This window comes from Sphingobacterium hungaricum (assembly GCF_015210005.1).
Taxonomy (GTDB): Bacteria; Bacteroidota; Bacteroidia; order Sphingobacteriales; family Sphingobacteriaceae; genus Sphingobacterium; species Sphingobacterium hungaricum.
Window position 1 is genome coordinate 172,001 of record NZ_MU158698.1, and the last position, 17,075, is coordinate 189,075.

At 37.3% G+C, this 17,075-nt stretch carries 17 protein-coding genes; 10 read left to right on the forward strand and 7 right to left on the reverse strand.

Annotation, left to right across the window (positions count from 1 at the left end; genetic code table 11):
- Positions 1 to 10 precede the first annotated feature (10 nt).
- From C4F49_RS03875 to coaA, 4 genes are read left to right on the forward strand one after another with little or no spacing between them, the layout of a single operon-like run.
- Positions 11 to 1,240, forward strand: coding sequence for a nucleoside recognition domain-containing protein (locus tag C4F49_RS03875; RefSeq protein WP_196934568.1), 1,230 nt, complete (start codon positions 11 to 13; stop codon positions 1,238 to 1,240).
- Between the two features lie 18 nt (positions 1,241 to 1,258).
- Positions 1,259 to 1,630 (forward strand): methylglyoxal synthase, encoded by a 372-nt coding sequence (locus C4F49_RS03880; protein WP_196934569.1) that lies wholly within the window; start codon positions 1,259 to 1,261, stop codon positions 1,628 to 1,630.
- Complete coding sequence (locus C4F49_RS03885) at positions 1,630 to 2,037, forward strand: OsmC family protein (protein ID WP_196934570.1); 408 nt, start codon at positions 1,630 to 1,632, stop codon at positions 2,035 to 2,037. The genes C4F49_RS03880 and C4F49_RS03885 overlap by 1 nt, the downstream gene beginning before the upstream one ends.
- Positions 2,038 to 2,093: 56 nt before the next feature.
- A complete protein-coding gene (gene coaA, locus C4F49_RS03890; RefSeq protein ID WP_196934571.1) occupies positions 2,094 to 3,047 on the forward strand; it encodes a type I pantothenate kinase in 954 nt (317 codons plus the stop codon).
- A gap of 11 nt (positions 3,048 to 3,058) precedes the next feature.
- Here the strand turns inward: coaA and C4F49_RS03895 are convergent, their stop codons facing one another.
- From C4F49_RS03895 to C4F49_RS03920, 6 genes are all read right to left on the reverse strand, one after another.
- Positions 3,059 to 4,363 carry a hypothetical protein gene (locus C4F49_RS03895; protein WP_196934572.1) on the reverse strand — a complete coding sequence of 435 codons (1,305 nt, stop codon included), beginning with the start codon at positions 4,361 to 4,363 and terminating at the stop codon, positions 3,059 to 3,061.
- Positions 4,364 to 4,374: 11 nt separating this feature from the next.
- Positions 4,375 to 6,414 carry a hypothetical protein gene (locus tag C4F49_RS03900; protein WP_196934573.1) on the reverse strand — a complete coding sequence of 680 codons (2,040 nt, stop codon included), beginning with the start codon at positions 6,412 to 6,414 and terminating at the stop codon, positions 4,375 to 4,377.
- 36 nt (positions 6,415 to 6,450) lie between these two features.
- On the reverse strand, positions 6,451 to 7,137 hold the full coding sequence (locus C4F49_RS03905; RefSeq protein WP_196934574.1) for a hypothetical protein: 687 nt from the start codon (positions 7,135 to 7,137) through the stop codon (positions 6,451 to 6,453).
- Positions 7,138 to 7,661: 524 nt separating this feature from the next.
- Positions 7,662 to 8,624: a TQO small subunit DoxD gene (locus C4F49_RS03910; protein WP_196934575.1), complete on the reverse strand. Its 963-nt coding sequence runs from the start codon at positions 8,622 to 8,624 to the stop codon at positions 7,662 to 7,664.
- Positions 8,625 to 8,675: 51 nt separating this feature from the next.
- Positions 8,676 to 9,056, reverse strand: coding sequence for a hypothetical protein (locus tag C4F49_RS03915; RefSeq protein WP_196934576.1), 381 nt, complete (start codon positions 9,054 to 9,056; stop codon positions 8,676 to 8,678).
- 105 nt (positions 9,057 to 9,161) lie between these two features.
- Positions 9,162 to 11,162 (reverse strand): M13 family metallopeptidase, encoded by a 2,001-nt coding sequence (locus C4F49_RS03920; RefSeq protein WP_196934577.1) that lies wholly within the window; start codon positions 11,160 to 11,162, stop codon positions 9,162 to 9,164.
- Positions 11,163 to 11,275: 113 nt separating this feature from the next.
- Here C4F49_RS03920 and C4F49_RS03925 point away from each other — a divergent pair, with 113 nt between their 5' ends.
- From C4F49_RS03925 to C4F49_RS03935, 3 genes are read left to right on the forward strand one after another with little or no spacing between them, the layout of a single operon-like run.
- Complete coding sequence (locus C4F49_RS03925; RefSeq protein WP_196934578.1) at positions 11,276 to 11,941, forward strand: YgjP-like metallopeptidase domain-containing protein; 666 nt, start codon at positions 11,276 to 11,278, stop codon at positions 11,939 to 11,941.
- Positions 11,910 to 12,281 carry a hypothetical protein gene (locus C4F49_RS03930; protein ID WP_196934579.1) on the forward strand — a complete coding sequence of 124 codons (372 nt, stop codon included), beginning with the start codon at positions 11,910 to 11,912 and terminating at the stop codon, positions 12,279 to 12,281. The genes C4F49_RS03925 and C4F49_RS03930 overlap by 32 nt, the downstream gene beginning before the upstream one ends.
- A gap of 3 nt (positions 12,282 to 12,284) precedes the next feature.
- Complete coding sequence (locus C4F49_RS03935) at positions 12,285 to 13,466, forward strand: oxygenase MpaB family protein (protein WP_196934580.1); 1,182 nt, start codon at positions 12,285 to 12,287, stop codon at positions 13,464 to 13,466.
- 73 nt (positions 13,467 to 13,539) lie between these two features.
- Here the strand turns inward: C4F49_RS03935 and C4F49_RS03940 are convergent, their stop codons facing one another.
- A complete protein-coding gene (locus C4F49_RS03940; protein ID WP_196934581.1) occupies positions 13,540 to 13,854 on the reverse strand; it encodes a hypothetical protein in 315 nt (104 codons plus the stop codon).
- A 119-nt stretch (positions 13,855 to 13,973) separates the two neighbouring features.
- On the opposite strand from C4F49_RS03940, the gene mazG reads away from it, so the two are divergent.
- The 3 genes from mazG to hisG all read left to right on the forward strand — a co-directional run bounded on the left by mazG (position 13,974) and on the right by hisG (position 17,075).
- Positions 13,974 to 14,786, forward strand: coding sequence for a nucleoside triphosphate pyrophosphohydrolase (gene mazG / locus C4F49_RS03945; protein WP_196934582.1), 813 nt, complete (start codon positions 13,974 to 13,976; stop codon positions 14,784 to 14,786).
- Between the two features lie 5 nt (positions 14,787 to 14,791).
- A complete protein-coding gene (locus C4F49_RS03950) occupies positions 14,792 to 15,931 on the forward strand; it encodes a serine hydrolase domain-containing protein (RefSeq protein WP_196934583.1) in 1,140 nt (379 codons plus the stop codon).
- Positions 15,932 to 16,223: 292 nt separating this feature from the next.
- Positions 16,224 to 17,075: an ATP phosphoribosyltransferase gene (hisG, locus tag C4F49_RS03955; protein WP_196934584.1), complete on the forward strand. Its 852-nt coding sequence runs from the start codon at positions 16,224 to 16,226 to the stop codon at positions 17,073 to 17,075.

Here is a 17,075-nt window from a genome sequence, read left to right on the forward strand (position 1 = left end):
CATTATTAACATGGCTCTAAACTACGTCTGGATTTCATTTTTCTTAATCACCTTTGTGGTCGCACTAGTAAAGCTGTTGGGCGGTGACACAGAAGTTTTTCAAAACATCGTCAACTCCTTATTCGAAGCCGCAACAAACGGAGCGACCATTTCACTCGGCCTGATTGGTATGATGGCCTTTGCGCTAGGAATTATGAAAATCGGAGAACGCGGAGGCATGATTGCAATCTTCGCTCGACTTGTTGGCCCTTTCTTCAATAAATTATTTCCAGAGGTACCGAAAAACCACCCTGCTTTAGGTTCTATTCTGATGAATTTTTCAGCCAATGCCTTAGGGTTGGACAATGCGGCAACGCCAATGGGTTTAAAGGCAATGAAAGAGTTACAAGAGCTTAATCCAAATAAAGAAACAGCGACGAATGCCCAGATTATGTTTATTGTGCTCAATGCATCAAGCTTGACACTCTTGCCGATTTCCATTATGGCTTATCGTCAAGAAGCTGGCGCAGCGCAGCCATCCGATGTATTTTTACCAATTTTGATTGCCACATTCTTTTCAACATTATCTGCTTTAGTCCTTGTTGCCATTTATCAAAAAATCAACCTGTTAGACAAAACTATCCTTGCCTATTTAGGGGTTCTTTCGATACTTGTGTTTGGAACATTGTATTATTTTAACACCCTCGATCAGGAACAGATAGGAACTATTTCGAAGGTCGTAAGTAATGTGATTTTATTTGGAATATTTGTCTCCTTTATTGCGCTAGCCGCATTTAAAAAAATTAATGTTTATGACGCGTTTATTGACGGTGCAAAGGAAGGTTTTGATGTCGCCGTGCGGATTATTCCTTATTTAGTTGCTATATTAGTGGGTGTTGCCGTGTTTCGTGCTTCAGGATCGATGGACTATTTGGTAACTGGTGTTTCCAACGTGGTTTCTTGGCTGGGGTTCGACACAGGCTTTGTTGAAGCATTACCTGTTGCCTTTATGAAACCGTTGAGCGGTTCAGGCGCTAGAGGTTTGATGGTCGAATTAATGAATACCAAAGGAGCTGATGATTTTGCTTCGCGAGTTGCCTGCGTCATCCAAGGTTCAACCGAAACTACATTTTATGTTTTAGCGGTTTATTTTGGCTCTGTAGCAATCAAAAACACCAGACATGCATTGCCTTGTGCTTTGTTATCAGAGCTAGTTGGTGTAATTGCTGCAATCGTTGTAGCGTACATATTTTTTGGATAAGTGAAAGAATAAAAAACCATGAAAAAGACAATTGCCTTAATTGCGCATGATGGAAAGAAAGCAGAAATGGTCGGTTTTGTAAAAGACCATATCGACTACTTAAAAAATGCAAATTTAGTCGCAACCGGAACTACAGGTTCTTACGTCAAACAGACTGGTTTAGATGTTGAATTAAAATTAAGTGGCCCAAAAGGTGGCGATGCGCAGATAGCGGCATTGGCTGCTGAAGGCAAAGTAGATGGCATTATCTTTTTTAGAGATCCATTAGGCAAGCACGCTCACGAGCCAGATATTCAGATGCTCCTGCGTATTTGCGATTTATATAATGTTCCGCTAGCGACAAACCCCGCGACTGGTTCATTGATTATTGAGGGTTTATTAGCAGAATAATGGATAACGAAGTAAAAGTAAGCATAGCAAAAGATAAATATAAAACAGAAGTAAACTACGGAAAGCATCTAATTATCGCTGATGAACCGACAGATGTCGGCGGAACAGATTTAGGAATGCCTCCTACCTCCCTTTTTCTTTCTTCGTTAGGCACATGCAAAGTCATGACGATGCGCATGTATGCTGACCGCAAAGGATGGGACCTTCAAACGGCACAAATTAGACTTTCTTCTGAAGTTGTCAAAAGCGAACAGCAACAGACAACTTACATCAAATGCCACATTACCATTACTGGCGATTTGGATGATGAGCAACGCCAGCGCATTTATAAAATTGCAGACCGTTGCCCAATCCAAAAAATCATCAGCAATCCGATTGTGATAGAGAGTAACCTATTATCGAATTAATTCTGATGAAAAATTCATTTCAGGTTGTATATTTGCTGACCCTTTAAGTTAAGAATATGGTTTCAACAGCAGATTCAACAATGAGCAGTCCTTTCGAGACATTTAACCGTCTGGAATGGAAGAATCTAAATGGTCATTTGACAAACACATTAATTTCAGATGATTTGGACAATTTGCACGCTGTGAATGAACCATTGACCTTAGAAGAAATTGAAGACATTTACTTTCCTTTAGCTCATTTATTGCACATTCACGTGCATGAGTATCAGCGCTTGCATGGAAATACAAATGACTTCTTGCAACGCAATCAGCAAAAACTTCCTTTTATTATTGGTATCGCGGGTTCCGTGGCTGTAGGAAAAAGCACGACCGCGCGCGTTCTGAAAAAAGTGCTTTCCTTTCTTCCTAACAAGCCAAAAGTCGATTTGGTAACGACAGATGGTTTTCTTTATCCGAATAGAACATTGATTGAACGAAATATCCTCAATCGAAAAGGGTTTCCGGAAAGTTACGACACCAAAATGCTGATCAATTTCCTTTCGGAAATGAAATCTGGAAAGCAGAACCTAACTGTCCCAGTTTATTCGCACATGGAATATGACATCGTCGAAAACGAAACGCAACTAATAGAAAATCCAGATATTTTGATTGTTGAAGGCATCAATGTGTTGCAAGTCAATTCGCAGCGAACGTCAGGTTCCGGGGTATTCGTTTCGGATTTCTTTGATTTTTCGATTTATGTCGATGCTGAAGAAAAAGATATTGTGGATTGGTACGTCAACCGCTTTGAATCCTTGCGCTCTACGGCTTTTCAGGACCCTAGCTCCTACTTCCATAAATATGCGGACATGACCGAAGAAGAAAGTACTAAAATGGCTACGCAAATTTGGAATGAAATCAATAGGCCTAATTTGTTGGATAATATTCTACCGACGCGTTACCGTGCGGATTTGATTTTGTTCAAAGATTCTCATCACTTCGTGAAGAATGTGAACGTAAGAAAAGTGTAATCCTTGCTCGATTAGAGCAATTGATATAAAGCGTGGATACTTTTCTTTTTTAGCAAAAATTCCCCTGACAACTCTGATTTATTCTCTTGTGTATTCTTCACCTGAACATCAATTTTCTCAAATTTATTTAAGAAATCAGAAAGGGAACTTAAAAATGGCAATTTAACTTTTTGAGGAAGTACCGATAAACTAAAGTAATACGGCGTATTGTGCGTAGCAACTTTTGGATTGTTTGCTTGGTCGGTTCCCAATAAAAGATATTCGCCAATTTGTTGCTTATTGAATTTATAAAACATCTTTTCAGGCAAATAATTTTTCAAATGAGTCGATGCTTTAAAACCCAATTCAATATTCGGAACTTCTGTTTCTTGAACTTCTTCTTTTGCCGTCATTTCAAAATTATCGTCTAAATCATACGTCACAATCGTATCAGTCTGTTTGACGCTTCCTTCCCTAAGCTGCACATCAACGTAACCTCCGTAGTAGGCAACCAGCGTATCGACAGGAATTCCATAGTTCGCTAAAGTTTCTTGATGCTTGCGCAATAAAGGACGTATATCAGCATTCAGGTAAAAATTTAATGGGTTGGATAAAGGCAATTCACGGACTGAAGATTCTACCTTTGGTGCTTGCCAAAGCGCTGTCGTAAACTGACCATCAACAATAACTTTTCCTTTCTTAAAATTAGCTCCGTAGCTGTTTTGATTTTTCAAATCATAGTAGGCGATATCGCTGTTGTTTTTGTTTGTGATTTCAATGTCCTTTACCGAAATCAAGAGAGATTGATTGGTTAACAAGTCGAGCAAATTTCCCGATTTATCATTTTGATTTTGAGAAATTGCGATAGCAAATTGCTTATCGTTGAGCAGTAAAGAAACGCGTTTATCTTCGGAAGAATAAAAGGTGTAGGATTGCTGGTCGAATAAAGAGTCGATACTCAATTTAAGTTTTTGCTGAACGAAAACCTTGAATTCATCGATTGACGTTATTTCCTGAACCGAATATAAGGCCGTCGAGTCATTTGGCAACGAAAAGAAATAGAAATGAGCTGGAAGTTTCCAGCCCATATTCCAAGGTCTTATTTTCTTTTCACCGTCAGAAACCTTTGTGGAATCTTTTAGGTAATATCCTGGATTTGCCAACGAATTGAAAGCAATATCTGTCAGGATATCATCGATTGATACATCAATCAAAATAGAAGTCTGCGAATGAACTAAGGCCTTTTGCGATTGAGATTCTCGGACGCTTAACAAAATCCAGCAACCAATCACAAAAACTAATACAAGAACAACTATTCCAATCAGTACCTTTTTCATCCGATTTGATTTTAATTATTTTCTTCGATTAAGTTCGTAACAAAATCAAATAAATAGTTTAAGGCGTTATCATTTTCTTTTGGAAATTCAATAGCCAATTCAGCAAATAGTTTATTGCCTTTCATTCCAGTTGAAGTCAACGAAACATCGCCATACGAAGCCAAAGTTTCTACAGTCTGTTTCATCGTAATAGGAATTGGCACATCCATTTGATTCAATAGTGTTGGTACTTTATTGATGTTGAATAACATCGAAAAGTTATTTTTCTTAATCAATTTTGTGTACGCCGCGTTCGCTTTGCTTTTGTACGAGTTCGAATGAATAGATGCTATTTTATCATAATCATTTCCTAGAAAAATAATTCCTTTTTCAAATGCGAAATAAATTTCGGGAATTAACTTTTCGCCTGTCGAAAGTGTGTAAATACCATTTTCTTGGAAAACCTGATTTTCTTGAATTCCTAACTGCATTATTTTTTCGAAGATGCGCTGGTCATCCGAACCAAACATGTACAAGAAACTTGGAACAGTTTCCATTTTAGTTCTTTCGGTCTCAATCGGATTGTAATCATCGTCATAATCGTAGTCGATATACGTAACTTCTTTTTGCGTCAAGCCATTTAAGACAAATAAATTATCTCCTTTATAAACTTTGCTGATTGCCTTCTCATCCAATAGGACATCAAATAATACGGCTCCAATCTCATAATAAGAAGAAAGTTTTTCGCCAAAAACATTCTTATACTGATTTAAATACGCAGGAATATATTTGATATATGCTTCCGTATTCATATGAAAAGAGATAAAACCCAAATCTTCCGGTGATACATAATTTAAAAACTTCGGATTGATTTTGCTTTTGTAAACAGCCTTTAAATGCGAAGCCATTTCATCCGCAACACCCAAAGTTCCGCTTAATTTCATCACGTTGTTATCAACTATGAAATCGTAAGACAATTCTCTAAAACCTAAATCAAAATTTGCGTTAACGCCGTAGTAAGCGGTCAACACACTGACAGGAAGAAAATCAGAATACAACCTATTCAAATCGCGAACATACACATTAGCCACTGTATTCGGTTTTAAGCGATTTACCAAAGCTGGAAATTCCTTTCCGTATGTTCTGGTTCCCTGAATAGTCTGTGCCATTTCCGCATTCAGCCACTCTAATTTAAGCACATTTTTAATCGAATCATCGACGCGAGCTACACGCATGCTTTCTAGATAAGCCTCATCATCATAGGTATCAATATCATAATAGGTAGAGTCATCATCATCATCGTAATCCGGCATACTAATCATTGGAGGCGCTGGAGCTAACATGATAACATCTTCTTCATTTCCAATTTTTGCCGTATCAGCATAGATTTCAACGGTAACTGGCAATTCGCCCTCATCCCAAATCTCTTCTACAGCGACAACAGTGTCAGCCGTAGCCCAAGCTTCTGAATCATAATCCATAACGGCAACTGCTGCTGTATCAGCGGCCATGTCGGTATACTCCCAACTAGCAGAATAATCTACAGCAACCCGCTCGCTTAAACCATACAATGCCCTATTATCAGAGTCGTTAAAGAAATTCTCATCTAAAATCGTAGACAAAACATATAAGGTATTGTTATCCCAGCTTAGACGAACGTCTCCTCCGTCCAAATACATCGATTCTAAACCATTAACAGTAGTAATTTCTTTGCCTCCGGCAACCAAAATATTTTTCAATTTCTGTTGGTCTATCAAAGGAATCAACGCTCCAACAAAGGTCACGCTATCCGTTTTGCGAGAATAGAAATAGCCTTTCGCTTGCATATTTATCCCAAAATCAGCAATACCTGAAATCGGACTGCGAAGAGTTTGGTTTAAACCTTCAAAAACTCCCAAAGCAGTAAATTTCTCGTCAATCGAACTGGCTGGTAATAACGAAAAGAATTTTTGGCTATCGAAAGTCATCACAATATTTGCGTCTTGTGGGACTTTACGGATTAAATCCTGAGCATAAACAGGAACTGAAGCGGCGGCTAAAAGCCCAAGGAACAATAGGTTTTTTATTTTCATGCGTTAATATTGATTCTATGTATGGATGATTAATCGTTATTTCTCTAAATATATTTTGTTCGACAAATTGATACTTCCTTGCGCCAATTGTGGAATTGTCGTTCTAAGCATTACTGCCTGCTTATTTGGCGAAATTTTAGCTTGCGTATTTTGTTGCGATTTTACAGAACTTTCAAAACGATAAATCCCAGTATAAGACGCTGCCGCAATGGATTTCTTTGCTTCAGCATCCAATTTGTTCCACTCTTTTTTAATGTCAGGCGAATACGTGTATCCTCGGTTAAACAATCGATTTGCCGCGTCGTATGAATAACTTGTATATCCTGAAATCTTAACCTTAAAATGGTCAGAAACCGTTTTTGTGAACGCGTTGAGTGCTTTAACATCACTGAAGTCACATTCGATAGACGCGATGTAATTCGTGAAATCTAAACTTGAAGATACATTCGAAATTCCAGCGGTTTTCTTTAACAGCGCAACAACGGTGTTCATTTCTTTTTGAATACTCGCTTTGGATGGTATCTTAATTCCACTAACCGAATCCAACAACATGATGGAAGCCACTTTCGTTTTGCTTTTTGACATGTTTACGGTAGCTTTTATTTTACCAGAACCGTTATTTTTTAAATTGATTTCTTCTACTACATCAAAACAAGAACTAAATAAAAGACAAAAAACAAATAGACTGAAAAGGCGAACGGTTAATGCTTGTAATTTCTTCATTAAAACAAAAATAAGGTAATTATTTATTAATACTTAACACGTAAAATGAAATATTGTTATAAAAATGTAGAATTTCATAAAATAAATCAGTTCGAACGATGAAAATACATTTAAACGTAAGGTCATTTTTTTAAAATTCATTCAACTTTTTTAATCGAATGAATGAATTATTTTTCTTTAAAAACATAGCAAACATTCCATTTTCAATGCTAACAACATCAGCAGATTTTCTATTTTTATCACCTAGACTATTCATGATTTAAATTCGTTATCTTTAATAAATAATTAATTCATTCCTATCAGTTTACACTAAATATTCAGAACCATGGCAAAAGAACAAAAAGCTCAGAAGAACGATAAGAAGAAAGCTGAGAAAACATTGAAAGAAAAACGTGCTGAAAAGAAAACGAAGAAAGATTCAAAAAGCAAATCTGACTAAAGTCGTCTTTCAGCAGGAAAGAACAACATGTCCGTTCTTTTACAAAACAATCCTAAATAGGTTTACCCTATTTAGGATTGTTTATTTAGCGACTAAATGTCCATTCCGCTCCACTAATATCCGTAATTACAAACTGCTTTATTTCCTGCTGAACTATCGAGTTGTCCAGCCTTAAGTTTATTTTAGCCTTTGCTCCTAAAGGCATAAGTAGACTGTGCTTGCTGGGTTTTACTTTTGCAACATAGCTGTTCTGAATTGCCTCTTTCGGCAAAGTGGATAAATCATGTGAATCCCATATTTGAAGAATTGAATCCTGCCCATTTGAAATATGCATCTGAATAATAAACGCGCCGTACACATCCGCTCCTTCCACACGCATCAAATCGACCGATAGATGATTCGCAGATACATCCACTGCATAAATTTCAACTTTTGGTTTCACTGATTTATTATGTAGCTTTCCCCAGAGCCCACCATGAAAAACCTGATTCGTCGCCAAAGCAATCCCAAAAATAAATAGCGACAGAATCAAAACGAATGATGGTTTCCATCGAATGGAATCTAAAAATCGAAACGGCAACTTCTTCTCGATTTTATAATCCAAAGAAAATTTGCCTCCGCCGGCTAATACTAAAGTAAATCCTCCGGCAATTCCCAATATGCCGATTTGCCATTCATCCAGACAAGTCGTGCCTAACCAGCCCGAACCCAATAAAATCCCAAGGGCTAATCCAATAACCGCAATGCTCATCATTCGCGTCATGAATCCCAGCATCAGGCATAGACCAACGATTGCCTCGATAATCGTAAATGCCAACATGCTATACCACAGTTGTTCAGGATTCGAAACTAGATATTCGATAGTTCCCTTGATTAAAATTGCGTTTGGTAGGAAATGGTTAAATTTTTCTCCGATGTATCCGACAGCGTCGGGGTCAAGTTTATTTTCTAAGATTATTCTTCTCCAGAAAGCGGAGAAATACGTCCAGCCGATAACCAGACGTAAAGCCAACGCATAATCGCCAGGCTTAAGTTGATAAGTTTGCATGTTTATTGATTTAAATAAATACCTAATTGATAGTCGAAAAAAGTAGATTATTTAAGATGCAATTTTAAGCTGTTGGTACAGGATGTATAAAGCCGGAGTCGACTGATGATATTGGTTGGCTCCAAATAAATTTCCTGTCGATAATCCGCTACTTGAAATCAAACGAAAATCAATTTTATAGGGATTTACAGGAAGCAGAAAAACAGCAGGTTGATGGAGTGAAGAAACGGACCTGACGAATTCTTTAGCAGAACAGGAAACGTTTTGTTGCGTAAACTTGTATTTCGCAAATTGTCCCTCTTGCTCTGTTGTTGGGCTAGAGGCCAACAGCATATTTCGAATAGCACACTGGCTTATTCCAAGAATAAGGAACAAGAAACCCGAAATGAAATAGAGTTTTAACTGTTTATGAAGCACTTCCCAAAATAGCATTATTTAGGCTGTTAACAAAATACAATGCTGTAAATTTCCTGTTAAAAAAGAAACCCGAATGGTTATTACCAATTCGGGTTTCTGATTTTATAGTTTTGGATTAATCTACCAAATAATAATACGTTTGTCTTTTGGCACAAACATTTTGTCACCTTCTTTGGTTTCAAATGCATTGTGGAAAGCATCCAAATTAATGATTGGACCTACCGCACGGTATTGACCTGGAGAATGCGGGTCAGTTTTCACTTGATTAACCACAGCCTCATCCGTCACCTTGCTTCTCCAAATAGTTGCCCATGACAAGAAAAAACGTTGGTCTTGCGTGTAACCATCGATTAAGCCTGGATTTCCTTTGTCTTTCAAATACATTTGCAAAGCATCAAAAGCAACAGAAGAACCGCCTAAATCGCCGATATTTTCGCCCAAAGTAAAACGTCCGTTAACGAAAACTCCCGGTACTGGTTCGTAAGCTTCAAATTGAGCAACCAATGCATCGCCTGCTAATTTAAATTTAGCTTTATCATCTTCAGTCCACCAATTATTTAAGTTACCGTTTCCATCATACTGAGAACCTGAATCATCAAAACCATGAGATAGCTCATGTCCGATTACTGCACCGATGCCACCGAAATTAACCGCTGCATCTGCTTTGTAATCGTAGAAAGGAGGCTGAAGAATTGCTGCTGGAAATACAATCTCATTGTACAATGGACTGTAATACGCGTTCACAGTTTGAGGAGACATTCCCCATTCTGATTTATCAACCGGCTTGCCTTGTTTAGCTAAGTTTTCTTCGAAAGCCCATTTGCGGATGCTTTTTACATTCTCATACAAAGAACTTCCAACTTCCATTTTAGAATAATCTTTCCATTTATCTGGATAACCGATTTTAACATTGAACTTAGAAAGTTTTTCTAAAGCTTTCACTTTGGTTTCTGCAGACATCCAAGCCAAATCATTGATGTGTTGGTCGAATGATTTCAATAAATACTGAACCAATTCCTCACAAGCTGCTTTCGCCTCTGGCGGAAAGTTTTCCTTCACATATAATTTTCCTAAAAGTTCGCCAACGTTGCCATTAACGAATTGCAATCCGCGTTTATCCAAAGCACGTTGCTCTTTTTGCCCGCGCAAAGTACGTCCGTAAAAATCGAATGACAAATCGTCCAATTCTTTCGTCAAATACGAAGTAGCACCATTCATTAAACTAAATTTCAAATAATCTTTAATGACCGGAAGGTTTTCCTGATTTAAGATTTGGTCTAAGTTCTGGTAATATTTTAGCTCGCCGATAATGACTGTATCTGCTTTGAACCCTAAAGTTTTCAAATAAGCAGCCACATCCATGTTTTTAACGATGGTTTTCAAATCGCTAACCGCAACCGGATTATAACGCTTTTGAGCATCGCGAGACTCTTCGATAGTTTTTAGATTTGACGCAATCAGTTTTTCAAAAGCAACGACTTTAGGCCCTTTAAAGTCTTTGGTCTTCGCATCAACTTTACTGTACAAATTATTGATAAAGTTGTTGTAGTCAGCTAGTGTTTTTTGATTTTTCTCATCATCAACTTGGTAATACGAACGGCCTAATCCTAGTCCGCCGCCACCCAAATACACCGCATTGATTGCTGAATTTTTCATGTGTGCTGAAACATATCCACCGAAAAATGGATTACCTCCTGAAGTTCCATACTTCAAGAAATAGGCATACAAATCCTTCAGGCTTTTTACAGCATCAATATCTTTCAATTGAGTTTTAATCGGTTCGATTCCTCTCGCGTTACGCGTATCGAAATCAACGTATGATTTGTACAAATCTGCAATCTTTTGTCCATCTGAACCTTTTGGAAAAGTCTGGCTCAACGATTCTTTCAGGATTTTTAATGTAGCATTGTCCGTGTTTTCCGTCAATTCATCAAAAGAACCCCAGCGCGACCTATCGGAAGGGATTTCTGCTGTTTTCATCCAATTTCCATTTACATAATTGTAAAAGTCATCCTGAGGTCTAACCGATTTATCCATATACGATAAATTAATAGCTTGATGTTGTTGAGCGAAAGAAGTACCGGCAGTTAACAAAGCTGCAATCAGTATATATTTCTTCATAATAAGTAATTTTTATATGCAAACATAGCAAAACTAATGCTTGTTGCACGTAACGATTTTATTTAATTTTGCCATTTCTAACGTGATAACTCACAATTTATTATCTTACGGCAATGATTTTCGAAATTGAAGGCCAACAGGTTGAACTAATTTATGCGGATACCGATAAAGTGACGGTCGTAGCTGAAAAGGATGGGATTTTAACTTTACGCATCTCTCCTTTACTTCCTCAGTATGAATTAAATCAATTTGTAAAATTATTTAAAAGGAGAAAACAGAAGCAACAGCGCACGATTGGCTTTGATGGCGATTATGTAACGATTTTCGATACGAGATTCCCTGTGCGGTATTTAGATTCTTCTTCGTCCAAAGGTTATTTAGCCGATGGTATTATTTCTGCCCCTTTCAACTTTAAGCACAAAATCGACAATAGACTTTTCATAGAAGACTTCAAGATTTACTTGCTGAAAGAACACATCATAAAGTCGTTGAGCAAATGGGAAGAAAAAACAAACCTATTTATCGCGCATAATAAATTCAGAAAACTAAAAACAAATTTGTATACCAGTTGTCTTCAAAGTAACACGATAACCTGGAACACAAAATTAATGGACTTCAACCAGGAAACAATCGATTATGTGGTATTGGATGGTTTACTAGGTTTATCATCTGTTACGGACAATCAATCCGATAGACTAAAAGATAAATATGTCGCCAATTGTCGGTTTTATCAAAAAAGCATTACTCATGAACCAGCACAGCCAAACTCATACGATTAAATTTCAGTTAGATGATGCGCTATTTCATCAACTAATAACTGACCCCAATCTTCTAATCAATCACGATTCTTTTGATACGATTCAACTTTCTTCTTTTATTTTAAATCATATAGAAGATTTAGATGGAGCTCCAGAACTAACAGATTTTCGTATGGACCGCTGGAGATTTGATTCAGAAACCAAAACAGGAAAATTCAGGTTGCATTTTGCAATTAACAGAAGATTTTGTTGCAGTGACCAAGAAAGTTGCCGTACAGATTATCTGGATTTTTCATTTTCTTATGCAAATCAAAATTTTGAAGCGACAGCAAATTATTTTGATTGGACCGTTAGTGCTTAACTTATGGAAACAGTTCCTTTTCGTTATCGACAAAATACATCATCGTTTGCGCATTATTGGACGGAAGGGATTGGTAAAGACTTGTTAGAAAACTTAGGTTTCCAACCTGACATAAAAAATGCGGACCAATTTGTCCCCTATCTATTTAAATGGGACAATCCTGCCGACCAAGTCGTTTTTGACCTTTATCAAAAAATTGGCTTTCCGAACGGAAATAGAGCTTTATCGAATTACATCTCCAAAAAATATGTAGACAGTGATGAGAAGAAAGCGTTCGACCAACTTTTCGATTCGTTTACGATTGAGCCCGATTGGGTAGATTTTAGCCGAATTCGCAAAGGAGCAGAATTGAGCCGGCGTGCAGGGATTTCTGCATTAATCGTTTTGCGCGATTACTGTTTGATGGGCGGTTACGAATCTTCGGCAATCAATAAACCTTTAATTTATACAGGCGCATTGAAAAAAGGCGCTGTTAAGCGATTGACGGATACTGTGGAATTTTGGGTGCAGATTACAAAAGAAGATGCATTAAGAAATCACGCCGAGGGATTTAAACAGGTGATGATGACGCGCATGATTCACGCTTATTCGCGCGTAAATATTTTACAGCATTCCGATTGGGATTCGCACAAATGGGGAATCCCGATTAATCAGTGGGATTTATTGGCGACGCAATTGGGATTTTCGCTAGTCTTCTTAGTTGGGCTTCGCCGAATGGGATTTCAGCCTTCTGAAGAAGAAATCGATGGCTTATTCCACAAATGGAAATACATTGGTTATCTATTGGGAATTCCATTGGAATTGCTTCCTGAAACGGAAGCAGAAGCCATTGAAGCTTTGTATTATTGGACAATGACGCAAGCGAATGGCGATGCCGATTCAAAGGCATTGGCCAAGGCTTTGCAGAATGAACCCTTGGAAGCAAATTATCCTAAAAATGAATTGATGCGCAAATTCATGCGTGAGGTGCATTTGTATTATAATTATTATTTATTGGGTGATTATTCGTGCAACCTATTGGAACTGCCAAAAACAACTGTTGGTAAATTAGCGATTGTAAACATTTGGAAATACAAGAAGTTAGAGAAAAACATGCACCTTGACGAAGTCAGGCAAAAAGCTATTTTGGATGGCGGAAACGAACAGGAAAATGTTAGGGTGATTTATCAAACATTTAATAAATAAAGTTTACTTAATTCTGAACACAAAAAAACGAGCGTATCAAAAAGTACGCTCGTTTTTTATCTAAAACTAAACCTTACTCTACATTTCCTGAATTGCGCGCGCGCAACTCCATTTGTAAAATAATATCTCTTTTCTTTCCTTCTAGAAAGGACAGATTTCCGGCAACTAAAACACCTTTATCTTCGGTTTTTTCATTTCGAATACCATAAACGGTAGATTCATCTCCTGGGTCTGAAGCCCCTTCGTAACGATACAAATAATCAATTGTATAGTCGTCAGCTGACTCAACCAAATGGTCAAATTCAACATTAAAATCTATTTCATATCCCTTAGCTTTTAATTTATCTAAAGCAACAGACGGCGTGTCGTAATTAAAAATAGTTTTCATAGTCTAATTTTTTTTTAAGTGAATACATTGTATAAATAACACATAAGAATAATTTCTGTTTAGATTTTTTATACTTAAATTCATCGAATAATAAATAAAACATAGAAAAAGCAAAGATTATGCCCCATCCGATTCCCGAAAAAGGTTTGACAACAACAGATGCATTTCAGCGATTGCTGGATGTATTGTATGTTTTGAGAAAAGAATGTCCATGGGATAAAAAGCAGACAATGGAATCATTACGTCCGTTGACCATCGAAGAACTTTATGAGTTGTCGGATGCCATTATCGAAAAAGATACAGAAGAAATCAAAGAAGAATTAGGTGACATCATGATGCACTTGGTTTTTTACGCCCGAATAGCTGAAGAGGAAAATTCATTTACGCTAGTGGACGTGCTGAATACTGTTTGTGAGAAATTGATTGTCCGCCATCCTCACATTTATGCGGATATTGAAGTGGCAAACGAAGATGATGTCAAAAAAAATTGGGAAAGCATCAAACTCCAACAAGGAGGGAAATCGGTTCTTTCAGGTGTTCCTGCTGGATTACCTGCTTTGGTAAAAGCTTACCGCATTCAGGATAAAGTGCGAGGAGTGGGTTTTGACTGGGAGGATAAAAAGGAAGTTTGGAAAAAAGTGGAAGAAGAATTGCAGGAATTTAAGGATGAATTTGATGTTGAAAATTCCAATGTGTTGGATATTGAACGAGCAGAAAATGAATTTGGAGACTTGCTGTTTTCGTTGATTAACTATGCCCGTCATTTGGGAATCAACCCAGAAAATGCTTTAGAAAAAACGAATAAAAAATTTATCCATCGCTTCTCTCATATTGAGAAAAGAGCCACTGAAAATGGGCAGGAAATACAGAACATGACCTTAGAAGAAATGGATGTCTATTGGAATGAAGCAAAAACATTAAATTATAAATAAGCATTATGAAAAAGTTTTTCATCTGGTTCATTGGAATTATCCTTTTGATTGTCGCATTGGCATACATTTTTCAAGTTGACTATATTTTCAGAGCTGTTCGCGTAACCTACCTGACTGGACATAATTCTGCATTTATCGATGATTACACTTATTTCGAAAACAGAGTCGTAAAATCAGATACAGCTCAAGAGTGGCCGTTGGCCAAAAACTACAATACGATGTCTTCTACAAAGCGACTGGATTCTTTGCATACCGCTCTGCAATCCATTGCTTATGTTCTGATTCAGCGCGATTCTGTGGTTTACGAAAAGTATTACGATGATTATGGCCGAGAATCAAAGACCAACAGTTTTTCGATGTCAAAGAGCATCGTTACGTTGGCTTTAGGAAAAGCCATCGAGCAAGGTTTGATTTCGAGTTTGGATGAAAAAGTAATGACTTTCCTGCCGGAATTGAAAGGTGATTTTGCAAGTGAATTGACCGTTGGTGATTTAGCAAGCATGAGTTCTGGACTGAAATGGGACGAAAGCTATTACAGTCCCTTTTCGGTTACAACGGAAGCTTATTTTGGTAAAAACATACGCAAGACGATGCTCAATCTACCAATCGCTTCACAACCGGGACAAAATTTCAAATACCAAAGTGGAGATACGCAATTGTTAGCAATGGTCTTGGAAAAGGCAACGAAACAGACATTGAGCGATTACATTTCCACCAATTTCTGGAAACCGATGGGCGCTACTCAAGATGCTTTATGGCAATTGGATGCCAAAGATGGGATTGAAAAAGCGTATTGCTGTCTAGCGAGCAATGCGTTGGATTTTGCACGTTTCGGGAAATTATTTCTTCACAATGGAAAATGGAATGACCAACAGTTAATCTCAGAAGATTATGTGCAAAAATCAACGCATCCACGTTTTGAGAATAGTCCAGAATATGGCTACGGCTGGTGGTTAAATACCTATGCCGGGAAACGAATATTTTACATGCGCGGACATTTGGGACAATACGTAATCGTCATTCCAGAATTGGATGTAATAGTTGTTCGATTAGGACAATTCGATGGTACCGAAGTTTCTACGGACCCGCATAACACGGCTTTCTATGTTTTAGTGGAAGAAGGATTAAAGATGTTAGGAATATAAGGAAGGTATCGGCTTTTCGAAAATATTCATTATTGTGAATAGCATATTCATAACGAATAGTTAATTTTTGGCAAAAAACTACAACAAGAGTTCGTATTAATTTTGAATTTTAAAATATCCTTTCTACATTTACGCTTGTTATTAATAAACACATGAGTATTACGCACATCATTCACATTCATTATAACCATCGCCATCATGGCGATATATAATTACTGTGTTTCTACGCGAAATACCCCTCTCAATTTGTGTTTTTCTAATATTAATAATTACCATATAAAATCAATTTACATTGAAAAATCTTAAAATAGCTATCCAAAAATCGGGTAGATTAAATGAAAAATCTGTACTGTTATTAAAAAACTGCGGTCTAAAATTCGACAACTATAAAAGCTCTTTAATCACTACTGTTTCTAACTTTTCTTTAGAAATCTTGTTCCTTCGGGATGATGATATTCCAGGTTATGTAGAATCGGGAATTGCAGATTTAGGAATCGTGGGCGAAAATGTAATTGATGAATCGGAAGCGAAAGTACATTATGTGCAACGTTTAGGATTTGGAAAATGTACGCTAAAATTAGCTGTCGCGAAAGATTCAACCATGAAAGATTTAAAAGATTTGAATGGCAAATCCATAGCGACCTCCTACCCTACTATTTTAGGAAATTTCCTTAAAGAAAATCAAATACAAGCTGACATCCACGAAATATCAGGTTCGGTTGAAATCGCTCCGGGACTGGGATTAAGCGACGCGATTTGTGATATCGTTTCAACTGGCGGAACATTGAAAAGCAATGGGTTAAAACCATTTGCTGATGTGCGCAATTCGGAGGCCATTTTAATTTCAAGGCCAGAACTTGAAACAGACCCTATTCTTTGCGAATTATTGCAACGCATCCAATCTGTTCTTCGTGCCCAAGAAACCAAATATGTCGTCTTGAATGTTGAAAAATCAAACCTTCCAAGCATTGTCAATCTTTTGCAAGGCGTAAAAAGCCCAACCATTGTTCCTTTGGCTGAAGAAGGCTGGGTAGCGGTTCATACGGTTATAACGGAAGATGATTTTTGGCACAAAATCAATCAATTAAAATCTGCTGGCGCACAAGGAATTGTGGTTATGCCAGTTGAAAAAATCATTATGTAA

Excerpts from the sequence above, each read along its gene's own strand:
- C4F49_RS03875 (WP_196934568.1), top strand. The coding sequence starts at position 11 with ATGGCTCTAAACTACGTCTGGATTTCATTTTTCTTAATCACCTTTGTG.
- C4F49_RS03880 (WP_196934569.1), top strand. The coding sequence starts at position 1,259 with ATGAAAAAGACAATTGCCTTAATTGCGCATGATGGAAAGAAAGCAGAA.
- C4F49_RS03885 (WP_196934570.1), top strand. The coding sequence starts at position 1,630 with ATGGATAACGAAGTAAAAGTAAGCATAGCAAAAGATAAATATAAAACA.
- coaA (WP_196934571.1), top strand. The coding sequence starts at position 2,094 with ATGGTTTCAACAGCAGATTCAACAATGAGCAGTCCTTTCGAGACATTT.
- C4F49_RS03895 (WP_196934572.1), bottom strand. The coding sequence starts at position 4,363 with ATGAAAAAGGTACTGATTGGAATAGTTGTTCTTGTATTAGTTTTTGTG.
- C4F49_RS03900 (WP_196934573.1), bottom strand. The coding sequence starts at position 6,414 with ATGAAAATAAAAAACCTATTGTTCCTTGGGCTTTTAGCCGCCGCTTCA.
- C4F49_RS03905 (WP_196934574.1), bottom strand. The coding sequence starts at position 7,137 with ATGAAGAAATTACAAGCATTAACCGTTCGCCTTTTCAGTCTATTTGTT.
- C4F49_RS03910 (WP_196934575.1), bottom strand. The coding sequence starts at position 8,624 with ATGCAAACTTATCAACTTAAGCCTGGCGATTATGCGTTGGCTTTACGT.
- C4F49_RS03915 (WP_196934576.1), bottom strand. The coding sequence starts at position 9,056 with ATGCTATTTTGGGAAGTGCTTCATAAACAGTTAAAACTCTATTTCATT.
- C4F49_RS03920 (WP_196934577.1), bottom strand. The coding sequence starts at position 11,162 with ATGAAGAAATATATACTGATTGCAGCTTTGTTAACTGCCGGTACTTCT.
- C4F49_RS03925 (WP_196934578.1), top strand. The coding sequence starts at position 11,276 with ATGATTTTCGAAATTGAAGGCCAACAGGTTGAACTAATTTATGCGGAT.
- C4F49_RS03930 (WP_196934579.1), top strand. The coding sequence starts at position 11,910 with ATGAACCAGCACAGCCAAACTCATACGATTAAATTTCAGTTAGATGAT.
- C4F49_RS03935 (WP_196934580.1), top strand. The coding sequence starts at position 12,285 with ATGGAAACAGTTCCTTTTCGTTATCGACAAAATACATCATCGTTTGCG.
- C4F49_RS03940 (WP_196934581.1), bottom strand. The coding sequence starts at position 13,854 with ATGAAAACTATTTTTAATTACGACACGCCGTCTGTTGCTTTAGATAAA.
- mazG (WP_196934582.1), top strand. The coding sequence starts at position 13,974 with ATGCCCCATCCGATTCCCGAAAAAGGTTTGACAACAACAGATGCATTT.
- C4F49_RS03950 (WP_196934583.1), top strand. The coding sequence starts at position 14,792 with ATGAAAAAGTTTTTCATCTGGTTCATTGGAATTATCCTTTTGATTGTC.